Below are 19,975 nucleotides of genomic sequence, written 5' to 3'. Positions count from 1 at the left end.
AAGCAGCGGGCTTGCGGCGCAATGCGCTGGGTAAGCTTTAAATGGCAATAAAAATCAGGAAATGCCGATACAAATCAGGCCGTCTGAAACAGAAAATATAGTGGAATGAATGAAAAACTAATACAGGTGTACAGCAAGCCATATACGCAGAAGCCGTTTAAACCGCGTGTGTGGCTGCGCCATACACCCTGCACACGATTGGGGATTTCTTATTTTTGTATCCGTTTTTCTTTGATTTCACGATAGGTTTCAGACGGCCTTGGGTTTATTCGTTGTCCGGCGTTTTTTGCGGGCGCAGGTTTTCGTAGATTTCCGGCAGGCTGCCGATCAGCCAGTCGGGCTTGGTGGCGGGGTTGTGCACCAGTTCCTGCATATCGCCGTAGCCGAAGGTTACGCCCACGGAAAGGCAGCCGGCGGCTTTGGCGGCGAGAATATCGTTGGCCGAATCGCCCACCATCAGCATGTCGGCCGGGTTGATATTGAGCACTTCGGCCGCGTGCAAGAGCGGCAGCGGGCTGGGCTTTTTCTCAGCCAGGCTGTCGCCGCCGAGAATCAGGCTGAAATAATCGGCCAAGCCCAATTGCTTTAATAATTCGACGGCCAGCATTTCGTTTTTATTGGTGATGACCACCAGTGGAATGCCCAAGGTTTTGAGCAGAATCAGGCCGGCTTCGGTTTCGGGGTAGGGGCGAGTGAAGTCGCTCAGGTGGTCGCGGTAATAGCGGATAAAAAAGCTGAAGCCTTGCTCCCATTCGTTTTGCGGGGCTGCTTCATCGCGCTTGTCGGTGAGCACTCGGTGCACGAGATTGGCCAGCCCGTCGCCCACATAGCTTTCCACAATGTGCGCCGGCAGGGGCGGCAAGCCCATATGGGCACGGGTGGCGTTGGCGGCGGCGGCCAGGTCGGGCACAGAATCGCAGAGCGTGCCGTCCAGATCAAAGGCAACGGCTTGTACATGTTCGATAGCGGGAGCAGTCATGATGAGTGGGCATAAAAGGTTGGCAATGCCCGATTGTAGCATTTTTTTGCTGATGATTCGGCAGCAGGCCGTCTGAAACGCTGCTGCATGCAGGTTTTCAGACGGCCTGGATTATTTGCTCGATTGTTTTAAGATTGGCTAAGCTGTTTGCTCACTTGGCGGATGCGCCGCTCTTCGCCGAAAGCCACCAGCGTGAGCAGTGCGATGCCGATAAACAGCGCAACGTAAAACACGATAAACACATCCGACCAGCCGTGCAGCGTGTGGCCGAACACGGTAAGGCCGTTGCGTTCGGGGTCGGCAATGGCGGCGAGCCCCACTTTGGCAACGGAGTCGCCGAAAAGATAACCGAATGTGCCGGTCATGCCGTTGGCCACGCTGATGCCTTTTTTAGGCACAAAGCCCACCAAAGAAATGCCGATCAGCAATTGCGGGCCGAAAATCAGTGCGCCGAGCAAAAATAAGGATATGTTCACCATCATCACGCTGGTGGCATTGCGGTAAAGCATCACCACGAAAATAATCGCCACCATACAGGCCACGGCCACAGCCGCGCGGCGGCCGTTGAGCTTGTCGGAAATATAGCCCCAGCTCATGCTGGCGAGAATGGCGCCCACTTCAAAATAAAAAATGGTATTCACCGCATCAAGCTTGTCGAAACCGAGCGCTTCGGTAACATAAAGCGGTGCCCAGTTGTCGATGCCGATGCGCACGATATACACAAACACGTTGGCAATACACAAAATCCAAATCCACGGATTGCGCAGCACAAACTGCTTGAATGCCTGCCACATCGGCATTTCATCGGCTTCGGCATTTTCTGCTTCCACCGGTTCGCCGAAAATTTCTTCGCAGCGGTTCCAGCCGAGCTCTTCCGGGTCATCTTTGCCGATAAAAAGGCCGGCCACCCCGATAACCAGCGCAATCAACGCAGGGAAAATAAACATGCCCAGCACATTGCCGCCGAAAAACGTGTTTGCACCCCATAAAGCCAGCATGCCCGCGAGCGCACCGCCAATATTGTGCGACATATTCCAAAAGCCCAAATAGCGGCCGCGCTCGGTGCGCGGTGCCCAACGGGAAATGGTGGAATAAGATGCCGGGCCGCCTGCGGCCTGAAATACGCCGTTTAAGCCCCACAACACCACGAAAATACCGATAACCGAACCATAAGCGCTCAAGAGCAAGCCCATTGCCAGCACAGTAAGCGCGGAACCGATCAGCATCACTGAAATAGATTTCTTGGTGTTTTTGTCGCTGATGTAATAGCCGACAGCCGTTTTTCCGAGCCCGTAGGTTACGCTGAAAGCCAATCCGATATAGCCCAATTCCAGTGTGCTGAGGCCGAGCTGCTCTTTCATCATCGGCTGGGCGGCTTTGAAGTTGTTGCGAATCAAATACATGCACATATAGGTGAGAAATACCACCATAAAGGCTTTTAAAAACTGGCGCAGCCACATGCGCCGTTGCTCGGCAATGGGAATGCCTTTATTGGGAATTTTTTTGATGGCGAGAAAGTTGGACATCATAATCGTCTCCTGCAATACGGAATATTGTGTGACGCGGATATTACGCCTTTATGATGGAGATGAGCAGGCTGGGTGCTTGAGCTGTGTCAAACAATCAAAATATTGTATTGTTAATAATTTTAAATGTCTGAATAATATATTAATTTTAATAAGTTTTTCAAAAAGGCGTTATAAAATTCAATAGTAAGATAATAAAAAATAGAGACAGTAGGCGGTGATGATTTAATAAATACACAGCGTAGGAAATGCCATAGGTATGAAGAACCTTGGCGGCACACATAAATACATCAAGCATAAACACATCAAGATGGTCCATAATCAGCCGCCTTCGGCCAAGTGGCAGCAAATCCGGGCATGAAGTTTTCAGACGACCTTTCCGTATGCTTGTGGTAATGGCCTGTGCAGCTGCACTATAAAAAGAAACAGGAAAAAGAAACAGGCCGTCTGAAAGCGTTCAGACGGCCTTTCTATCAAGCGCAGGGTTAAGCCAGCTCGAATGCCTTATGCAGCACGCGGGTGGCCAATTCCATGTATTTTTCGTCAATCAGCACCGACACTTTGATTTCAGAGGTGGAAATCATTTCGATGTTGATGCCTTCTTCGGCCAGCGTGCGGAACATTTTCGAGGCCACGCCCACATGCGAGCGCATGCCCAGGCCGACGATAGACACTTTGCACACGGCATCGTCGCCGTCGATATCGGCGGCATCCAGGCTGTCTTTGAGCTTTTCCATCAATTCGAGCGTGGGCTTGTAATCGGCGCGCGGCACGGTGAATGAAAAATCGGTGGTGCCGTTTTCGCCCACATTTTGGATAATCATGTCCACTTCGATATTGGCATCGGCCACGGTGCCGAGAATCTGATAGGCCACACCCGGTTTGTCGGGCACGCCGCGCACATTCACGCGCGCCTGGTTTTTGTCGAATGCGATACCGGATACGGCAGCTCGTTCCATGTTGTTGTCCTCTTCAAAGGTGATTAAAGTGCCTTCGCCGCCATCTTGCAGGCTGCTCAACACGCGCAGGCGCACTTTGTATTTGCCGGCGAATTCCACCGAGCGGATTTGCAAAACTTTCGAGCCCAAGCTGGCGAGCTCGAGCATTTCTTCAAACGTGATGGTGTCGAGGCGGCGCGCTTCGGGCACTACGCGCGGGTCGGTGGTGTACACGCCGTCGACGTCGGTGTAGATCTGGCATTCATCCGCTTTGAGCGCGGCGGCCAGCGCCACGGCTGAGGTGTCGGAGCCGCCGCGGCCGAGGGTGGCGATGTCGCCGTTGGGCGATACGCCCTGGAAGCCTGCCACAATCACCACGGTGCCGGCCTGCAAATCGGCGCGCATATTGGCGTCGTCGATTTCTTCGATGCGTGCTTTGGTGTGGGCGGTGTCGGTTTTCACCGCCACTTGCCAGCCGGTGTAGCTCTTGGCCGGCACGCCTATGCTTTTGAGCGCCATGGCCAGCAAGCCGATGGTGACTTGCTCGCCGGTGGAGAGCACCACATCCATTTCGCGCGGGTCGGGAAAATCCTGCATTTCGTGCGCCAATGCCACCAAGCGGTTGGTTTCGCCGCTCATGGCCGACACCACCACCACCACATCGTGGCCGGCTTCGCGGGCTTGGGCAATGCGTTTGGCGACGTTTTTGATGCGCTCGGCCGAGCCCACTGAGGTGCCGCCGTATTTTTGTACGATTAACGCCATGTTGCTTATGCTTTCTTGCTGAACTGAAAAATGGGAAAGTTAAACCAAATCGCTGTTATCTGCGAAAATTTGAAACATTATTACTATTTTTGATGGTGATGACAAGGCTCGTTTGGTTTTAAATTGAATTTGGCGGCGGGTGCGGCGCAATGCTGTGCCAATGCTTAAAATGATTTGCCATTTTCTGCTTTGGTGTGCAGATGGATTGTCAACAAATAAGACAAACCGCCGCAATTGAAGTAGAAGATGGCAGGATGGCGGCAGGCCGTCTGAAACTGTGGCGCAAATGCGTGGTGGATAAACTGAGGCCGCCTGAATGTTTCATACCACTCCAAAAAGATAACCTAACAAAATAAAAGCCGTTCGACTGCACCATCTGCGCAGGTCGGATTCTTGAATCCGGCGTTTGGCCGGCGGCCAAAGCGATGTGAACACCTTGTTCTACGAACAAGTGTCGGATTCAAGAATCCGACCTACGGGCTGCTGCAAATATTCGGTTTGAGTGGATGTGTAGGCCGGATTTTTGAAGAATAAATAAGGTGTGTACTTTGCTCTGAACGGCCAAATGTCGGATACAAGTATCCGACCTACAGCTTGTGGCGAAAATGCGTAGCTGGGTGATATTCAAACCTGAGGCCGTCTGAAAGGTTTCAGACGGCCTCGCATTGGCATGCCGATTCACGCCAATTTCCCGCGCAATCAGCGGTTTTGTGGCTGCACTTGCTGCAAAGCCTGCTGCTGGTGTTGCACCAATTCAGCCACGCCTTTTTGGCCCAGCAGCATCAAGGCATTCAATTCTTGCGGGCTGAAGGGCGCGCCCTCGGCGGTGCCCTGAATTTCGATGATGTTGCCCGAAGCCGTGAGCACCATATTCACATCGCTGTCGCAGCCCGAATCTTCGGGATAATCCAAATCCAACAGCGGCACGCCACCCACCACGCCGGCAGACACGGCGGCCACGGCTTCGCGGATGGGGTTGTGTAGCAGCATGCCGGCGGCCACGAGCTTGTTTACCGCCATTTGCAGCGCCACAAAAGCGCCGGTGATGGCCGCGGTGCGCGTGCCGCCGTCGGCTTGGATTACATCGCAATCGATTAAAATCTGGCGCTCGCCCAATTGCGCCAAATCCACCACTGCGCGCAGCGAGCGGCCGATCAGGCGCTGGATTTCCTGCGTGCGGCCGCTTTGTTTGCCGGCGGCGGCTTCGCGGCGCATGCGCGAGGCGGTGGAAGCGGGCAGCATGCCGTATTCCGCCGTTACCCAGCCTTGCCCTTTGCCGCGCAGAAACGGCGGCACGTTTTCATCAATGCTGGCGGTGCAAATCACCTTGGTGTTGCCCGCTTCAATCAGGCAGGAGCCGTCGGTGTGGGGCAGAAAATCAGGCGTGATGCGGATTTCGCGCAGCGCATCGGCGGCGCGACCACTGCGGGTATAGTGGCTCATGTGGCTTCCTTTAAATATTGATGACGCGGATTATAACATGCGGCCTTATGGTATATTGAGCGGGCTTTCACTCATTATTCTACAAACGGAGTCAAACACCATGAGCATCCACAGCATGACCGGCTTTGCCAATGCGGCAGGCGAGAGCGGCGGCCGCCGCATCAATCTGGATATCCGCGCGGTCAACCACCGCTATTTGGACGTGCAATTCAAAATGCCCGATGATTTGCGCCATTTGGAAAGCGCTTTGCGCGAAGCTGTGGCCGGCAAGGCCGCGCGCGGCAAAATCGAATGCCGCATCCAAGTGCAGTCGCTGGAAGCGGGCGCGGGCGGCAAGCTGGCGGTGAATCAGGAATTGGTGCACCAATTGGCTTGGTTCAACCGCAAATGGCGCAAGCAGCATGAAGATTTGGCCAAGCTCGGCGTGGCCGATATTTTGAAATTTCCCGGCGTGCTCACGAGCCAGAGCGAAGATGAAGAAGCGTTTGCCAAAGCGGTGCAAAAGCTGCTCGATAAAGCGCTGAAAGACTTTGCCGCCGCGCGCGCGCGCGAAGGTGAAAAATTGCAGCAACACCTGCTCGAGCGCTTGGCGGCGATGGAAGAAATTGTGGATTCGCTCAGCCAACTTTTCCCGCATTTGCTCAGCGCGCATCTGGAAAAAGTGCGCACGCGCCTGCAAGAGGCGGTGGGCAATATTGACGATGGCCGTTTGCAGCAGGAATTTGCGCTCTTTATGCAAAAAGCCGATGTGGATGAAGAATTCAGCCGCCTGCGCACGCATATTGCCGAAGTGCGCCGCATCGTAACCGAGAGCAAAGGCAGCGTGGGCAAGCGACTCGACTTTTTGATGCAGGAGCTCAACCGCGAAGCCAACACGCTGGGCAGCAAAGCCATTGCCGCAGAATGCACGCAGGCTTCGGTGGAATTGAAAGTGCTGATCGAGCAGATGCGCGAGCAAGTGCAGAATATCGAATAAAGCGCGGTGATGTTATTAAAGGCCGTCTGAAAATGTTTTCAGACGGCCTTTGTTGATCATGCTTCGCGCAAACCGAATGCTAAAAGCCTAGCCCGCGATGGCGCATCAATCGGGCAGGATTGGCGGCTGGTTTTATCGGTGAGCACAATCACGCTTTGGGCATAGGCCACTTCGATATTTTGGCAAAACAGGCTTTGCACCAGCCGCACGCTGCTGTTGCCCACTTTGGCCACCGCCGTGCCGCACACCACTTCGCCCGGCCACAAAATTTCGCGCAGATAATCGATTTCCAGCCGCGCAATCACAAATTGCGTGCCCTCGGGATAAACGGGCGGCTGTTGGCGGTAGAGTATTTCCGAGCGGCCTGTTTCGATAAAAGTGGAAAACACGGCATTGTTGACATGGCCTTGGCAATCGGTGTCGCCATAGCGGATGGTGTCGGTGGTGAGCACGGGATAATGCCCGGGGGTGCGTTTATTCATGTGCCGGCTCCTGATGGGGATTGTGTGCGGCCACGTTAGCATAAAGAAAGGCCGTCTGAAAACCCAATGTTTTCAGACGGCCTTTCGAGCATTTGCTTTATTTAAAATCATTCAAACAGGTGTTTTTTTTAAGACGGCATGCTACATTTAGCCCGCACAAAATAATAAATCAGGAGCAATAAATGAGAACACTTGCCAGCGAGCTGGTGCTGCCGCACCACACTTTGCGCAACCGCGTGATTATGGGCTCGATGCACACCGGCTTTGAAGAGCACCCCGAGGGTGCGGAACATTTGGCGGCTTTTTACGCCGAGCGTGCCAAAAACGGCGTGGCGCTGATTATCACCGGCGGCATCGGCCCCAATGAGGCGGGCGCGGTGACCGATGGCGGCGCCAAGCTCACCAATGCTGAAGAAGTGGCGTGGCACCGCATTGTTACCGAAGCCGTGCACACACACGGCGCGAAAATCTGCATGCAGATTCTGCACACCGGCCGCTATGCCATGAGCCGCGAGCCGGTGGCACCCAGCGCCATTCAAGCGCCGATCAATCCGGCCAAGCCGCGCGCGCTTTCCACCGAAGAAGTGCGCCAAACCGTGGCCGACTATATCGCCTGCGCCCGCCTGGCCAAAGAAGCGGGCTACGACGGCGTGGAAGTGATGGGCAGCGAAGGCTATCTGATTAACCAGTTTCTCGCGCCCTGCACCAACACGCGCGACGACGAATACGGCGGCAGCGCCGAAAACCGCCGCCGCTTCGCCCGCGAAATCGTGGCCGGCATCCGCGCCGCCTGCGGTGATGATTTTCTGATGATTTACCGCATCTCTTTGCTCGACTTGGTGGAAAACGGCTCCACTTGGGATGAAAACGTGGCCTTGGCCGCCGAAATCGAAGCGGCAGGCGCAGATATGTTCAACACCGGCATCGGCTGGCACGAAGCGCGCATTCCCACCATCGCCACTTCCGTGCCGCGCGCGGCTTTTGCCGAATTCACCGGTAAGCTCAAGCAAATCAGCCGCATTCCCGTGGTGGCCACCAACCGCATCAATATGCCGCAAACCGCCGAAAATATTTTGCAGCAAGGCTTGGCTGATGCTGTTTGCATGGCGCGCCCCTTTTTGGCCGATGCCGCATGGGTGATTAAAGCGGAAAAAGGCGACGATGCGCGCATCAACACCTGCATCGCCTGCAACCAAGCCTGCCTCGACCATATTTTCGCCGGCAGGCTCACCTCTTGCCTGGTGAACCCGTTTGCCTGCCACGAATTGCAAATGCCGGTGCACGCGGCTGAAAAAGCCAAAAACATTGCCGTGGTGGGCGCGGGCCCTGCGGGCATGGCGTTTGCCCACACCGCCGCATCGCGCGGCCACAAGGTGACGCTGTTTGACGCGCAAAACCAAATCGGCGGCCAGCTTAATATCGCCAAACAAATCCCCGGCAAGCCCGAATTTGCGGAAACGCTGCGCTATTTCGACCAAGTGTTGGAAGATGTGGGCGTGGTGCGAGTTTTGGGCAAAAAAGCGGCCGCGGCTGATTTGCAGGGCTTTGATGAAATCGTGCTCGCCAGCGGCATTGTGCCGCGCCAAATCGGCCTGCCCGGCAGCGAGCGGGCCGAAGTGCTGAGCTATTTGGATGTGTTGCGCGACAAAAAGCCCGTGGGCAGGCGCGTGGCGATTATCGGCGCGGGCGGCATCGGCTTCGACACCGCCGAATACCTCAGCCAACACGGCGAAGACAGCGCCTTGTCGCCCGATTTGTTTCGCGAAGAATGGCAAATCGATGCGAGCATGGCACGGCGTGGCGCTTTGTTGTCGAACGAGCCGCAGCTGCCGCCCTCTGAGCGCGAAATTTGGCTGTTGCAGCGCAAAGAAGGCATGGTGGGGCGCAATTTGGGCAAAACCACCGGCTGGATACACCGCACCGTGTTGAAATACAAAGGCGTGAACATGCTCGGCGGCGTGGAATACCTCAAAATCGATTCAGACGGCCTGCACATCCGCCGCAACGGCGCAGAAGAAATCCTGCCTGTGGACAATGTGGTGATTTGCGCGGGGCAAGAGCCCAACCGCGCCTTACAGGCCGAATGCGAAGCGCTGGGCAAACCGGTGCACATTATCGGCGGCGCCGATGTGGCGGCGGAATTGGATGCCAAACGCGCCATCAAAGCCGGCACGGAATTGGGGCTGGCGGTGTGAGTGTTGAGAGCCGCAAAGCCGGCTTGCGGTTGCGCCATGTTTGCGTGCCCAATAATTTATGCCGCCGCTCAAACACGGGTTATCAGGGTGCTTGGTTGGCAATATAGGCAACATTTTGTGCACCATATTTGAGCTGTGATAAAAGGCCGTCTGAAAGCAAACCGAGCATTCAGACGGCCTTTTTTCTTTTTTCAATGCTATATTAAAGGCCGTCTGAAAACATTTACCGCAAAGGAAAACCATGAGCAAATGGGATGAGCGCTACCTCACCGATGATTATGTGTTCGGCACCGAGCCGAATCAATTTATCGCCCGTATTCTGCCCTTGCTGCCCAAAGGCGGGCGGGCGCTGGATTTGGCCACGGGCGAGGGGCGCAACGGCATTTTTTTGGCCGAACACGGTTTCGAGGCCGAAGGGGTGGATATGTCGGCGGTGGGGCTGGAGAAAGCGCAAAAACTGGCGGCTGAAAAAGGTGTGCGCTTTGCCACACGGCAGGAAAACATCGCCGAAATGGTGTTGCCGCCCGAACATTATGCGCTGATTGCCAGCGTGTTTTGCCATTTTGCCGAGCCGGTGCGCACACAGGTGTTGCAGCGCATGATAGATGCTTTGCAGCCGGGCGGTATGTTTGCCGGCGTGTTTTACCACCCCGACCAAATCGCGTTGGGCACGGGCGGCCCCAAAGATGCGGCCATGCTCGGCACTTTAAATGAAATGCAGCAGGCTTTGGCGGGGCTGGAATGGCTGATTGCGGAACACGAAGTGATCACCTTGGGCGAGGGCAGCCGCCATCAGGGTGAAAGCTCGGTGTTGCATTTGCTCGGGCGCAAGCCGTAAAACATCATATTGCGATATAATGATACGAGGCCGTCTGAAACGTTTCAGACGGCCTCGGCGGATAAATAAAAGAACAGATAATACAAGGAAAACTCCATGGCTCAAGAGCAATTAAACGCTTTGGTGCTGCCCGATGCACAAGGCTTTTTCGGCATGCACGGCGGCAAAATCGGCCATCCCGATTTGGCGGTGGCGCTGGCCGAAATCGAAGCAGGCTTTCGCAGCATTATCGGCGATGCGGCATTTATCGCTGAAATGAAGCGGCTTCAGGCCACTTATGTCGGCCGCCCCAGCCCGATTTACCATGCCCGCACGCTGTCGCAGCGCGGCGCGCAGATTTACCTCAAGCGCGAAGACCTCAACCACACCGGTGCGCACAAAATCAACCACTGCATCGGCGAAGTGCTGCTGGCGAAAAAACTCGGCAAGAAAAAAGTGGTGGCTGAAACCGGCGCCGGCCAGCATGGCGTGGCGTTGGCCACGGCGGCTGCGCTGTTGGGGTTGGAATGCGAAATCCACATGGGCGTGGTGGACATGGCCAAAGAGCATCCGAATGTGTCGCGCATGAAAATTCTCGGTGCCAAGCTCGTGCCGGTGTCGGAAGGGGCGGGCACGCTCAAAGAGGCGGTAGACAGCGCTTTTCGCGCCTATATGGCCGATTTTAAAAACACCATGTTTGCCATCGGCTCGGTGGTGGGGCCCGCGCCTTATCCCGAAATGGTGGCTTATTTTCAAAGCATCGTCGGCCACGAAGCACGGGCGCAGTTTCAAGCGGCTTATGGCGGCCTGCCCGATGAAGTGGTGGCCTGTATCGGCGGCGGCTCTAATGCCTTAGGCTTGTTTAACGCGTTTCTCGATGATGAAGCCGTGGCCTTGGTGGGCGTGGAGCCGGCCGGCGAAGGGCTCGACAAGCCCGGCCGCCATGCCGCCACCATGACCTTGGGCAAACCCGGCGTGATTCAGGGCTTTCACTGCTATTTTCTGCAAGACGAAGCGGGCAATCCCGCCGCCGTGCATTCGATTGCTTCGGGCTTGGATTATCCCGGTGTGGGGCCGCAGCACTGCCATTTGAAAGACATCGGCCGCGCCCGCTATGAAAGCGCCACCGATGAAGAATGCCTGGCCGCTTTTCTGGCTTTGTCGCGCGAAGAAGGCATTATTCCTGCGCTCGAATCCGCCCACGCGCTCGCCTATGCGCTGCGCCGCGCCGAGCGCTTGCCGGCCGACAAACGCCTGCTGGTGAATTTGTCGGGCAGGGGCGATAAAGACATCGATTATGTGTTGGAGAAAATCGGGCTTGAATAAAAGCCGGGCAAGCTTGGCAAAGGCCGTCTGAAACGTTTCAGGCGGCCTTTTTGTATGCGCCGATGGGTGGCTAGCGTTTATAAAAGATTCATTTAAATTATTTATTATATGAGTGGAATTTTTGCCCGATATCGAAAAGGCGGAAACACTCTTGATTTTAGGGCTGACTTATTTGTTTAAAATAAAATAGGATTTTTATGGTGATGCCGTGTAGTGTTTTGTAGTGTTAGTGGATGTGAATTTGATTTAAGTCAAGGTGAGTGAATTTTAAGTTCATATAATAGGAATATTAAAATGCTTGTGTAAGGGAATGGCGATGTTGCGCGCCCAAAAGTTTCTCGCGCTGTGCGGCCGGCCTTGGCTGGCGGCCATGCTGGTGTGGTTGGCCGTGCTGGTGGCGGTGGTGCCGCAGGCGTGGGCCGAGCGTTTGCCTGAATTTTTGGCCAAAACGCCGGTGGCGGAAATTTTTCCGGGCGCTGATGCTTATGGTGCGCCCGAGGGTAAGCCTGTGGTGGCGCGTGCGCTCAAAGGCGGCGAGCCGCTGGGCTATGTGTATCTCACCACCGATGTGGTGAACACGCGCGGCTATTCGAGCAAGCCGATTGATATTTTGGTGGGCATCGCCAACGACGGCACCATTGTGGGCGCCAAGCTGGTGGAGCACCACGAGCCGATTGTGTTGATCGGCATTCCGCAATCCAAGGTCGATAAATTCATCAACGATTATATCGGCCTCAATCTGATTAAATCGCCCACCCCCGGCAATAAAGCGCCTTCCGACATCATCAGCGGCGCCACGGTGACGCTGATGGTGATTAACGACAGCATCCAGCGCTCGGTGCGCGCGCTGGCGCACCAATACGGCATCGGCACAGCGGCTGCGGCCGCGCCTACCGCACCGGCCGGCGGCACGGCGCCTGTGGCTGCACCGGTGCAAACCCGCCCGCACCGCTTGGTGAATATGCAAAAAGCCGATGTGCAATCGTGGCAGGCGCTGCTCGATCAAGGCGCGATTGCGCGCCTGCACATGACGGTGGATGAGGTGAACAAAGCGTTTGAAACCGGTGACAAAGCCGCCGCGGCCGAGCACCCTGAAAAAGGCCCGGGCGACGATACTTTTGTGAACCTTTACACCGCTTTGGTAAGCCAGCCTGCCATCGGCAAAAGCCTGCTCGGTGAAGCGGACTGGAATGATTTGCAAGGCCGTCTGAAAAGCGGGCAGCAGGCAATCGTGGTGGCGGGCGAAGGGCGTTATTCGTTTAAAGGCTCGGGCTATGTGCGCGGCGGCATTTTCGACCGCATCGAGGTGATTCAGGGCGATGAGAGCTTCCGCTTTACCGACCTCAACCATCAGCGCCTGCCTGCTTTTGCTGCCGAGGGCGCGCCGCATTTCAAAGAAATCGCGCTGTTTACCGTGCCGGAAGATGCGCATTTTGATGCCGCCGAGCCGTGGCGGCTGCAATTGATGATTCAGCGTGTGTTGAGCGTGAACGATAAAGCCTTTGCCACAGCTGATTTGAATTACCAATTGCCGCAAGCCTACACGGTGGACGACCCCGAAGGCACACCGGTGCCACTGGAAGCCGCCGCGCCGGCGGCGATTGATGCGGCTGCGGGTGTTGTTGAAGAAGCCGATTCGGCGCTGTGGAAGCAGATTTGGCAGGGCAAACGCTGGCAAATCGGCGTGGTGTCGCTCTCTTTGCTGATTTTGGTGGCGGTGTTTTTCTTTCAAGACACGCTCACAAAACACCCGAAATTTTACGACCGCTTCCGCTTGGTTTTCCTTACCTTCAGCCTGTTTTACATCGGCTGGTATGCACAGGCGCAATTGTCGGTGGTGAATGTGCTCACCTTCACCACGGCTTTGCGCACCGGATTTTCATGGGAATATTTCCTGATGGATCCTTTGGTGTTTATTTTGTGGTGCGCCACGGCGATTTCGATTTTGTTTTGGAACCGCGGCGCATTTTGCGGCTGGCTGTGCCCGTTTGGCGCTTTGCAGGAATTGCTCAACCGCATCGCCAAAAAGCTGGGTGTGCGCCAGATTAATGTGCCGCACGGCATGCACACGCGGTTGGCAGCGTTGAAATATGTGATTTTTATGCTGCTTTTCGGTGTGTCGCTTTATGAATTGGGCTTGGCGGAAAAATTGGCGGAAGTGGAGCCGTTTAAAACCGCGATGATTTTGAAATTTATGCGTGAATGGTGGTTTGTGGCGTTTGCGCTGGTGCTGCTTTTGGCCGGTTTGTTTGTCGAGCGCTTTTATTGCCGCTATTTGTGCCCGCTGGGCGCGGCCTTGGCCATTCCGGCGCGCTTGCGGGTGTTTGACTGGCTGCGCCGCTATCCGATGTGCGGCAACCCCTGCCAGCGTTGCGCCCACGATTGCCCGGTGCAGGCGATTCACCCCGAGGGCGATATCGACCCGAACGAATGCATTCAGTGCCTCAACTGCCAAATGCTCTACCACCACCAAACCGACTGCCCGCATGTGGTGCAGGTCAACCGCAAAAAGCAAAAGCAGGCTGCGGCCAAAGCCGAGCTGGATGCGCAGCGCGCCGCGCAGGGGCAGGTGGTGCATTTTGTGGAAAGGCCGTCTGATACCAATCCAAAAAAATAACCTAACTTCGTTGTCTCGCCTTGCCGTACTAGTTGTACTGTCTGCGGCTCGCCGCCTTGTTAGCTTACTTTTTTGAATTGGTATGAAAGCCGGCGCGATGCTGTTAAATGAAATAACGCAGATTGAAATGAAACCGATATTGTTTAACCCGTTACGGAAGGCCGTCTGAAAGGCAGACGTGACACCGCTTTAATCAAGGAGAGTTGTATGTCAGACGATAAATTAAACCAAACCGGTTTGAGCCGCCGCTCGTTTTTGGGCACGGCTGCCGTTTCGGGCGCGGGCATTGCCGGTGCCGGCCTTTTGGGCTTGGCCGGTTGTTCAAACAAAAGTGAAGGTGGCGCCGCCAGCGGCACAGCCGGCTCAAGCGCTGCTGCCGATCACAGCGATTATGTGGGCCCGGGCGAATTAGACCAATATTATGCGTTTAACTCGGGCGGCCAATCGGGCGAAGTGCGCGTGTTGGGCGTGCCCTCGATGCGCGAGCTGATGCGCATTCCCGTGTTTAATATGGACAGCGCCACCGGCTGGGGCCGCAGCAACGAGAGCCTGAATATCCTCAACGGCAACATCACCCCCGAAACGCGCAAATTTTTGCAGGATAACCATATGCGCTGCATGCCCAACGGCGATTTGCACCACCCGCATATGTCGTTTACCGACCAAACTTACGACGGCCGCTATGTGTATGTGCAGGATAAAGCGAATAACCGCGTGGCGCGCATCCGCTGCGATGTGATGAAAACCGACAAAGTGGTGGAAATTCCCAATGTGTCGGGCGTGCACGGCCTGCGCCCGCAGCGCTATCCGAAAACCGGCTATGTGTTTGCCAATGGCGAGCACATTATCCCCATCACCAAAACCGACAGCCAAACCGACCCGAAAGACTGGTGGGCGATCTACACCGCTGTTGACGGCGAAACCATGGAAATCGCCTGGCAGGTGCAGGTGGACGGCAACCTCGATAACGGCGACGCCGATTATCAGGGCAAATATTCTTTCTCTACCTGCTACAACTCAGAGCGCGCGCTCGATGTGCAGGGCGCTTCCGGCAACGAGCAAGACTGGGTGGTGGTGTTTAACATCGCCGCGATTGAAGAGGGCATCAAAAAAGGCGATTTCAAAGAAATCAACGGCGTGAAAGTGGTAGACGGCCGCGCCGCTGCACAATCGAACTACACCCGCTATATTCCCGTGCCCAACTCACCGCACGGCTGCAACGCCTCGCCCGACGGCAACTACATCATGCTCAACGGCAAATTGTCGCCCACCGTTACCGTGCTCGATGTGCACAAGCTGGATGATTTGTTTGCCGGCAAAATCCAACCGCGCGATGTGGTGGTGGCCGAGCCGCAATTGGGCTTGGGGCCTTTGCACACCGCATTCGACGGCCGCGGCAATGCCTACACCACGCTGTTTATCGACAGCCAAATGGTGAAATGGAATATCGACAAAGCGATTCAAGCCTACAAAGGCGAGAAAGTCGACCCGATTATTCAGAAGCTCGATGTGCATTACCAGCCCGGCCACAACCACACCACCATGGGCGAAACCAAAGAAGCCGACGGCAAATGGCTGGTGTCGCTGAATAAATTCTCGAAAGACCGCTTCTTGAACGTGGGCCCTTTGAAGCCGGAAAACGATCAGCTCATCGATATTTCGGGCGATGAAATGCGCTTGGTGCACGACGGCCCGAGCTTTGCCGAGCCGCACGATATGCTGCTGGTGGCTGCATCGAAAGTGCATCCGAAGCAAACGTGGGATCGCAACGACCCGTGGATGTGGCAAGCTGCGGTAGATCAGGCCAAAAAAGACGGCGTGATTCTCGAGCGTGCCGCCAATGTGATTCGCGACGGCAAAAAAGTGCGCGTTTACATGACGGCCGTGGCGCCCGTGTTCAGCGTGCCGCAGTTTGAAGTGAATCAGGGCGACGAGGTAACCGTGTATGTGACCAATATGGAAACCATCGAAGACCTCACCCACGGCTTCACGCTCGACAACTACGGCATCGCGCTGGAAGTGGGCCCGCAGGCCACGGCTTCGGTAACGTTCACCGCCAGCCGCCCGGGTGTGCATTGGTTTTATTGCCAATGGTTCTGCCACGCGCTGCACATGGAAATGGGCGGCCAAATGATTGTGAAGGCCTAAAGTAGTGAATAGGCCGTCTGAAAGCGCTGCAAAGCTTTCAGACGGCCTTTATATCCAATAAATAATAAAAATTGATTAATGATTTATCCCCATTCAAAAAAGTAAGTTTGACGGGCAGAAAAATGCAGTAAGCCTATTTTTTTGAATCGGGATGATCCACACAGAAACACCACACTTAAATATGTTTACGCACCTGAAAAAAGCCTTGTGTTTGGCCGGCTGCTTTGCCGGCATGCAAAGCGCTTATGCCGCCGCGATTGATGTGGCCGCAGGCAGCGATTTGCAGCAAGCAATTGCACGCGCAAACGCGGGCGACACTTTGCGCTTGGCGGCGGGGCAGTATCGGGGGCAAATCATCGTCGATAAGCCGCTCACCATCGAAGGCCCCGAAGGCGGTGTTGCCAAAATCGAGGGCACGCGCACGGGGCGCACCATTGAAGTGAGCGCGCCCGATGTGGTTTTGCGCCGCCTCACCATCACCCGCTCGGGCTTGAGCCTGCCGGCCATGGATGCGGGCGTGTTTCTCGCCCAAACCGCCCTGCGCGCGCAAGTGGCAAACAATCAGATTCTGGAAAATTCCGTGGGCGTGTATATCCACGGCGCGGCCGACTCGCGCGTGAGCGGCAACCGCATCGTGGGCGATGCCAAGCTGCGCGTGAATGAGCGCGGCAACGGCGTAACCGTGTGGAACGCGCCCGGTGCGCAAGTGACGGATAACGACATTTCCGAAGGCCGCGACGGCATTTTTTCCAACACCAGCACCCGCAATCTTTATCGAAACAACCGCTTCACCCGCCTGCGCTATGCCGTGCACTATATGTATACCAACGACAGCGAAGTGAGCGGCAATGTTTCAGACGGCAACAACATCGGCTATGCGATTATGTTTTCCGAGCGCTTGAAAGTGGCCGACAATATCGCCCTCAATAGCCGCGATCAAGGCCTGATGCTCAATTATGCCAACCATTCGAGCATCACCGGCAATGTGATCGACAAAGCCGAAAAATGCGTGTTTATCTATAATGCCAACCACAACACCATCAGCGGCAACCATTTTGAAAACTGCGAAATGGGCATTCATTTCACCGCCGCGGCCGAGGGCAACCGCATTTTCAACAATGCTTTTATCAATAACCAAAGCCAAGTGAAATATGTGGGCACGCGCTATATTGAATGGAGCGACGGGCAGCGCGGCAATTATTGGAGCGACAACAGCGCTTTCGACCTCAATGGCGACGGCATCGCCGACACCGCCTACCGCCCCAACGGCATCATCGACCAAATCGTGTGGCGCGCGCCGGTGGCGCGGCTGCTGCTCAACAGCCCGGCTGTGAGCATTGTGAAATGGGCGCAATCGCAATTTCCCGCCATTTTGCCCGGCGGCGTGGCCGACAGCAAGCCGCTGATGAAGCCGCCGGCCAACCCCACCCTCAACCGCTACTACCAAAATCAACATAAGGAACACCCATGAACGCGCCCACACCCCATGTTGTTTTGCGCGGCGTGAGCAAGCGCTACGGCAGCCGCTATGCCGTGAAAAACATTGATTTGAGCCTGAGCGCCGGTGAATGCGTGGGCTTGGCCGGCCACAACGGCGCGGGCAAATCCACCATCATCAAGCTGATGCTCGGCCTGATTACGCCCAGCGAGGGCGAAGTGGATTTGTTGGGCAAAAATATTGCCGCAGGCTCAGGCGCCGAATTGCGCAGCCAAATCGGCTATCTGCCCGAAACCGCCGCGCTGCACCCCTCGCTCACCGGCAAAGAAACGCTTGATTTTTATGCCAAGCTGAAAAAGCAGCCCACCGCTAAAAATGCCGATTTGCTCGCCCGCGTGGGCATTGCGCAGGCGGCCGGCCAGCGCGTGGCTACTTATTCAAAAGGCATGCGCCAGCGGCTGGCCTTGGCGCAGGCGCTCTTGGGCACGCCCAAAGTGTTGCTGTTTGACGAGCCCACCACCGGGCTGGATCCGGCTTCGCGGCAGATGTTTTACGGCATTGTGAAAGAATTGAGCCGCGAAGGCGCCACCGTGTTGCTGAGCACACACGCGCTGGCCGAGCTCGACGGCCACGCCGACCGCATTGTGGTGATGAAAAACGGCAGCAAAGTGGCCGATGGCAGCCTTGGCCAATTGCAGGCGCAAAGCGGCTTGCCGGTGCATATCCGCGCGCAATTGAAGCAGGCCGCCGATTTGCCCGCCCATTGGCAGCTTTCAGACGGCCTCATGTTTGCCACGCAATGCAGCGCCGAAGACAAAATGGCGCGGTTGCGCGAATTGGGCGGCATGGACAATATCGCCCAGCTCGATATCCACACGCCCACGCTGGATGAAATGTATGCACAATTTTTAAAGCGGGAGGATGTATGAGCCCCATTTGGATTATCACCGGCAAAGAAGTGCGCGACAGCCTGCGCAACCGCTGGGTGCTGGCGGCCACTTTGCTGCTGGCCGCGCTGGCTTTGTCGCTGGGCTTTTTGGGCAGCTCGCCCACAGGATCGGTGAAAGCAGACCCGCTCACCATCACCGTGGTGAGCCTATCGAGCCTGTCGATTTTTCTGATTCCGCTGATTGCCATGCTGCTCGCTTACGATGCCGTGATCGGTGAAATCGAGCGCGGCACCATGGCGCTGCTTTTGAGTTATCCGGTGTCGCGCTGGCAGGTGCTGGTGGGCAAATTTATCGGCCATCTGATTATTCTCACGCTGGCCACCACAGCGGGCTACGGCTTGGCAGGTATTGCTTTGCAGCTGGCGCACGGCGGGCTGGATTTTGCCGCCTGGAAGCCGTTTGCGCTGCTGATCGTGGCCAGCGTGCTGCTGGGCGCGGCTTTTTTGGCGATGGGCTATTTAATCAGCGCCAAAGTGAAAGAGCGCGGCACGGCAGCGGGCATCGCCATCGGCGTGTGGTTGTTTTTCGTGGTGATTTTCGATATGGCGCTGTTGGGCATTTTGGTGGCCGACAGCAAGCAGGCCATCACCGCGCCGATGCTGGAAACCATTTTATTGTTTAACCCCGCCGATGTTTACCGCCTGCTCAACCTCACCGGCTATGAAAATACCGCCATGTATGCCGGCATGGCCGGGCTGAGCGGGCAGCTCACCCTCGGCATGCCCGTGTTGGTGGCGGCGCAATTATTGTGGATTGCCCTGCCTTTTGCGCTGGCCGCCTGGATTTTCCGAAAGCGACAAATATGAAAAATATCTGCATCACGCTGGCCGCCGCCCTGTGGCTGGCCGCTTGCGGCGGCAACAGCGAAACCGCGCCGCCGCCCGCGCCGCAACCGATCACCGATGCGGCCGTGGGCCATTATTGCACCATGAACCTTTCCGAGCACACCGGCCCCAAAGCGCAGCTTTTCATCAACGGAAAGCCCGATAAACCGGTGTGGTTTTCCACCATCAACCAAATGTTCGGCTACACCAAATTGCCCGAAGAGCCCAAAGGCATCGCCGCGATTTATGTAACCGATATGGGCAAAGTGACCGACTGGAACACGCCCAACGCCGATCAGGCCTGGGTGGATGCCTATCAGGCTTATTATGTGATCGAGAGCCGCTTTATCGGCGGCATGGGCGCGGAAGATGCGCTGCCCTTTGCCGATAAAGCGCAGGCCGAAGCTTTTGCCGCGAAAAACGGCGGCAAAGTGGTGGCTTTTAATGAAATGCCGGAAGAATATATTTTCCGTTGATTCTAGGGTCTGCTCACAATTCATCCGTGCGTAAGATTTTGAGCCAAAAGATTGCCATATGATGAAATGTGAACA

Annotated in this window: 15 protein-coding genes; 10 read left to right on the top strand and 5 right to left on the bottom strand. The window is 55.8% G+C overall.

What is annotated here, in order from left to right; translation table 11 throughout:
- Positions 1–265: 265 nt before the first annotated feature.
- The 4 genes from EV680_RS02605 to rph form a co-directional block, all read right to left on the bottom strand.
- A complete protein-coding gene (locus EV680_RS02605) occupies positions 266–979 on the bottom strand; it encodes a phosphoglycolate phosphatase (protein ID WP_132952910.1) in 714 nt (237 codons plus the stop codon).
- Positions 980–1,107: 128 nt separating this feature from the next.
- Positions 1,108–2,508, bottom strand: a complete 1,401-nt coding sequence (uhpT, locus tag EV680_RS02600) for a hexose-6-phosphate:phosphate antiporter (RefSeq protein ID WP_243650325.1) — start codon at positions 2,506–2,508, stop codon at positions 1,108–1,110.
- Positions 2,509–2,990: 482 nt separating this feature from the next.
- Positions 2,991–4,208, bottom strand: a complete 1,218-nt coding sequence (locus tag EV680_RS02595; RefSeq protein WP_132952908.1) for an aspartate kinase — start codon at positions 4,206–4,208, stop codon at positions 2,991–2,993.
- Between the two features lie 699 nt (positions 4,209–4,907).
- The gene (gene rph / locus EV680_RS02590; RefSeq protein ID WP_132952906.1) at positions 4,908–5,651 is read right to left on the bottom strand and encodes a ribonuclease PH; all 744 of its coding nucleotides are present in this window, start codon (positions 5,649–5,651) and stop codon (positions 4,908–4,910) included.
- 100 nt (positions 5,652–5,751) lie between these two features.
- On the opposite strand from rph, the gene EV680_RS02585 reads away from it, so the two are divergent.
- Complete coding sequence (locus EV680_RS02585; protein ID WP_243650324.1) at positions 5,752–6,627, top strand: YicC/YloC family endoribonuclease; 876 nt, start codon at positions 5,752–5,754, stop codon at positions 6,625–6,627.
- A gap of 56 nt (positions 6,628–6,683) precedes the next feature.
- Here EV680_RS02585 and EV680_RS02580 read toward each other — a convergent pair whose 3' ends face one another.
- Entirely contained in the window at positions 6,684–7,109 is a 426-nt protein-coding gene (locus tag EV680_RS02580) for an acyl-CoA thioesterase (protein ID WP_132952904.1), read from the bottom strand.
- A 182-nt stretch (positions 7,110–7,291) separates the two neighbouring features.
- On the opposite strand from EV680_RS02580, the gene EV680_RS02575 reads away from it, so the two are divergent.
- The 9 genes from EV680_RS02575 to EV680_RS02535 all read left to right on the top strand — a co-directional run bounded on the left by EV680_RS02575 (position 7,292) and on the right by EV680_RS02535 (position 19,900).
- Entirely contained in the window at positions 7,292–9,304 is a 2,013-nt protein-coding gene (locus tag EV680_RS02575; protein ID WP_132952902.1) for an NADPH-dependent 2,4-dienoyl-CoA reductase, read from the top strand.
- 241 nt (positions 9,305–9,545) lie between these two features.
- Positions 9,546–10,142, top strand: a complete 597-nt coding sequence (locus EV680_RS02570; RefSeq protein WP_132952900.1) for a class I SAM-dependent methyltransferase — start codon at positions 9,546–9,548, stop codon at positions 10,140–10,142.
- A gap of 96 nt (positions 10,143–10,238) precedes the next feature.
- Positions 10,239–11,447, top strand: coding sequence for a tryptophan synthase subunit beta (trpB, locus tag EV680_RS02565; RefSeq protein ID WP_132952898.1), 1,209 nt, complete (start codon positions 10,239–10,241; stop codon positions 11,445–11,447).
- Between the two features lie 310 nt (positions 11,448–11,757).
- Complete coding sequence (locus EV680_RS02560) at positions 11,758–14,064, top strand: 4Fe-4S binding protein (RefSeq protein ID WP_424580107.1); 2,307 nt, start codon at positions 11,758–11,760, stop codon at positions 14,062–14,064.
- Between the two features lie 207 nt (positions 14,065–14,271).
- Complete coding sequence (gene nosZ, locus EV680_RS02555) at positions 14,272–16,212, top strand: TAT-dependent nitrous-oxide reductase (RefSeq protein WP_132952896.1); 1,941 nt, start codon at positions 14,272–14,274, stop codon at positions 16,210–16,212.
- A gap of 181 nt (positions 16,213–16,393) precedes the next feature.
- Positions 16,394–17,683, top strand: a complete 1,290-nt coding sequence (locus EV680_RS02550; RefSeq protein WP_243650323.1) for a nitrous oxide reductase family maturation protein NosD — start codon at positions 16,394–16,396, stop codon at positions 17,681–17,683.
- A complete protein-coding gene (locus EV680_RS02545) occupies positions 17,680–18,579 on the top strand; it encodes an ABC transporter ATP-binding protein (protein ID WP_132952892.1) in 900 nt (299 codons plus the stop codon). The genes EV680_RS02550 and EV680_RS02545 overlap by 4 nt, the downstream gene beginning before the upstream one ends.
- Positions 18,576–19,406, top strand: coding sequence for an ABC transporter permease (locus EV680_RS02540; RefSeq protein ID WP_132952890.1), 831 nt, complete (start codon positions 18,576–18,578; stop codon positions 19,404–19,406). The genes EV680_RS02545 and EV680_RS02540 overlap by 4 nt, the downstream gene beginning before the upstream one ends.
- Complete coding sequence (locus EV680_RS02535; RefSeq protein WP_132952888.1) at positions 19,403–19,900, top strand: nitrous oxide reductase accessory protein NosL; 498 nt, start codon at positions 19,403–19,405, stop codon at positions 19,898–19,900. Before EV680_RS02540 ends, EV680_RS02535 begins: the two co-directional genes overlap by 4 nt.
- Positions 19,901–19,975: the final 75 nt, after the last annotated feature.

Origin of the sequence: Uruburuella suis (genome assembly GCF_004341385.1) — a bacterium.
Classification (GTDB): Bacteria; Pseudomonadota; Gammaproteobacteria; order Burkholderiales; family Neisseriaceae; genus Neisseria; species Neisseria suis.
The sequence above is the reverse complement of the archived record's forward strand: the minus strand, read 5'-3'. Positions and strand labels throughout refer to the sequence as shown.

Bases quoted from the DNA above. Each gene is read 5' to 3' on its own strand.
- EV680_RS02535 (WP_132952888.1), top strand. From the start codon at position 19,403: ATGAAAAATATCTGCATCACGCTGGCCGCCGCCCTGTGGCTGGCCGCT.
- rph (WP_132952906.1), bottom strand. From the start codon at position 5,651: ATGAGCCACTATACCCGCAGTGGTCGCGCCGCCGATGCGCTGCGCGAA.
- EV680_RS02560 (WP_424580107.1), top strand. From the start codon at position 11,758: ATGGCGATGTTGCGCGCCCAAAAGTTTCTCGCGCTGTGCGGCCGGCCT.
- EV680_RS02605 (WP_132952910.1), bottom strand. From the start codon at position 979: ATGACTGCTCCCGCTATCGAACATGTACAAGCCGTTGCCTTTGATCTG.
- EV680_RS02585 (WP_243650324.1), top strand. From the start codon at position 5,752: ATGAGCATCCACAGCATGACCGGCTTTGCCAATGCGGCAGGCGAGAGC.
- EV680_RS02540 (WP_132952890.1), top strand. From the start codon at position 18,576: ATGAGCCCCATTTGGATTATCACCGGCAAAGAAGTGCGCGACAGCCTG.
- EV680_RS02595 (WP_132952908.1), bottom strand. From the start codon at position 4,208: ATGGCGTTAATCGTACAAAAATACGGCGGCACCTCAGTGGGCTCGGCC.
- EV680_RS02580 (WP_132952904.1), bottom strand. From the start codon at position 7,109: ATGAATAAACGCACCCCCGGGCATTATCCCGTGCTCACCACCGACACC.
- EV680_RS02570 (WP_132952900.1), top strand. From the start codon at position 9,546: ATGAGCAAATGGGATGAGCGCTACCTCACCGATGATTATGTGTTCGGC.
- uhpT (WP_243650325.1), bottom strand. From the start codon at position 2,508: ATGATGTCCAACTTTCTCGCCATCAAAAAAATTCCCAATAAAGGCATT.
- EV680_RS02545 (WP_132952892.1), top strand. From the start codon at position 17,680: ATGAACGCGCCCACACCCCATGTTGTTTTGCGCGGCGTGAGCAAGCGC.
- EV680_RS02575 (WP_132952902.1), top strand. From the start codon at position 7,292: ATGAGAACACTTGCCAGCGAGCTGGTGCTGCCGCACCACACTTTGCGC.
- EV680_RS02550 (WP_243650323.1), top strand. From the start codon at position 16,394: ATGTTTACGCACCTGAAAAAAGCCTTGTGTTTGGCCGGCTGCTTTGCC.
- trpB (WP_132952898.1), top strand. From the start codon at position 10,239: ATGGCTCAAGAGCAATTAAACGCTTTGGTGCTGCCCGATGCACAAGGC.
- nosZ (WP_132952896.1), top strand. From the start codon at position 14,272: ATGTCAGACGATAAATTAAACCAAACCGGTTTGAGCCGCCGCTCGTTT.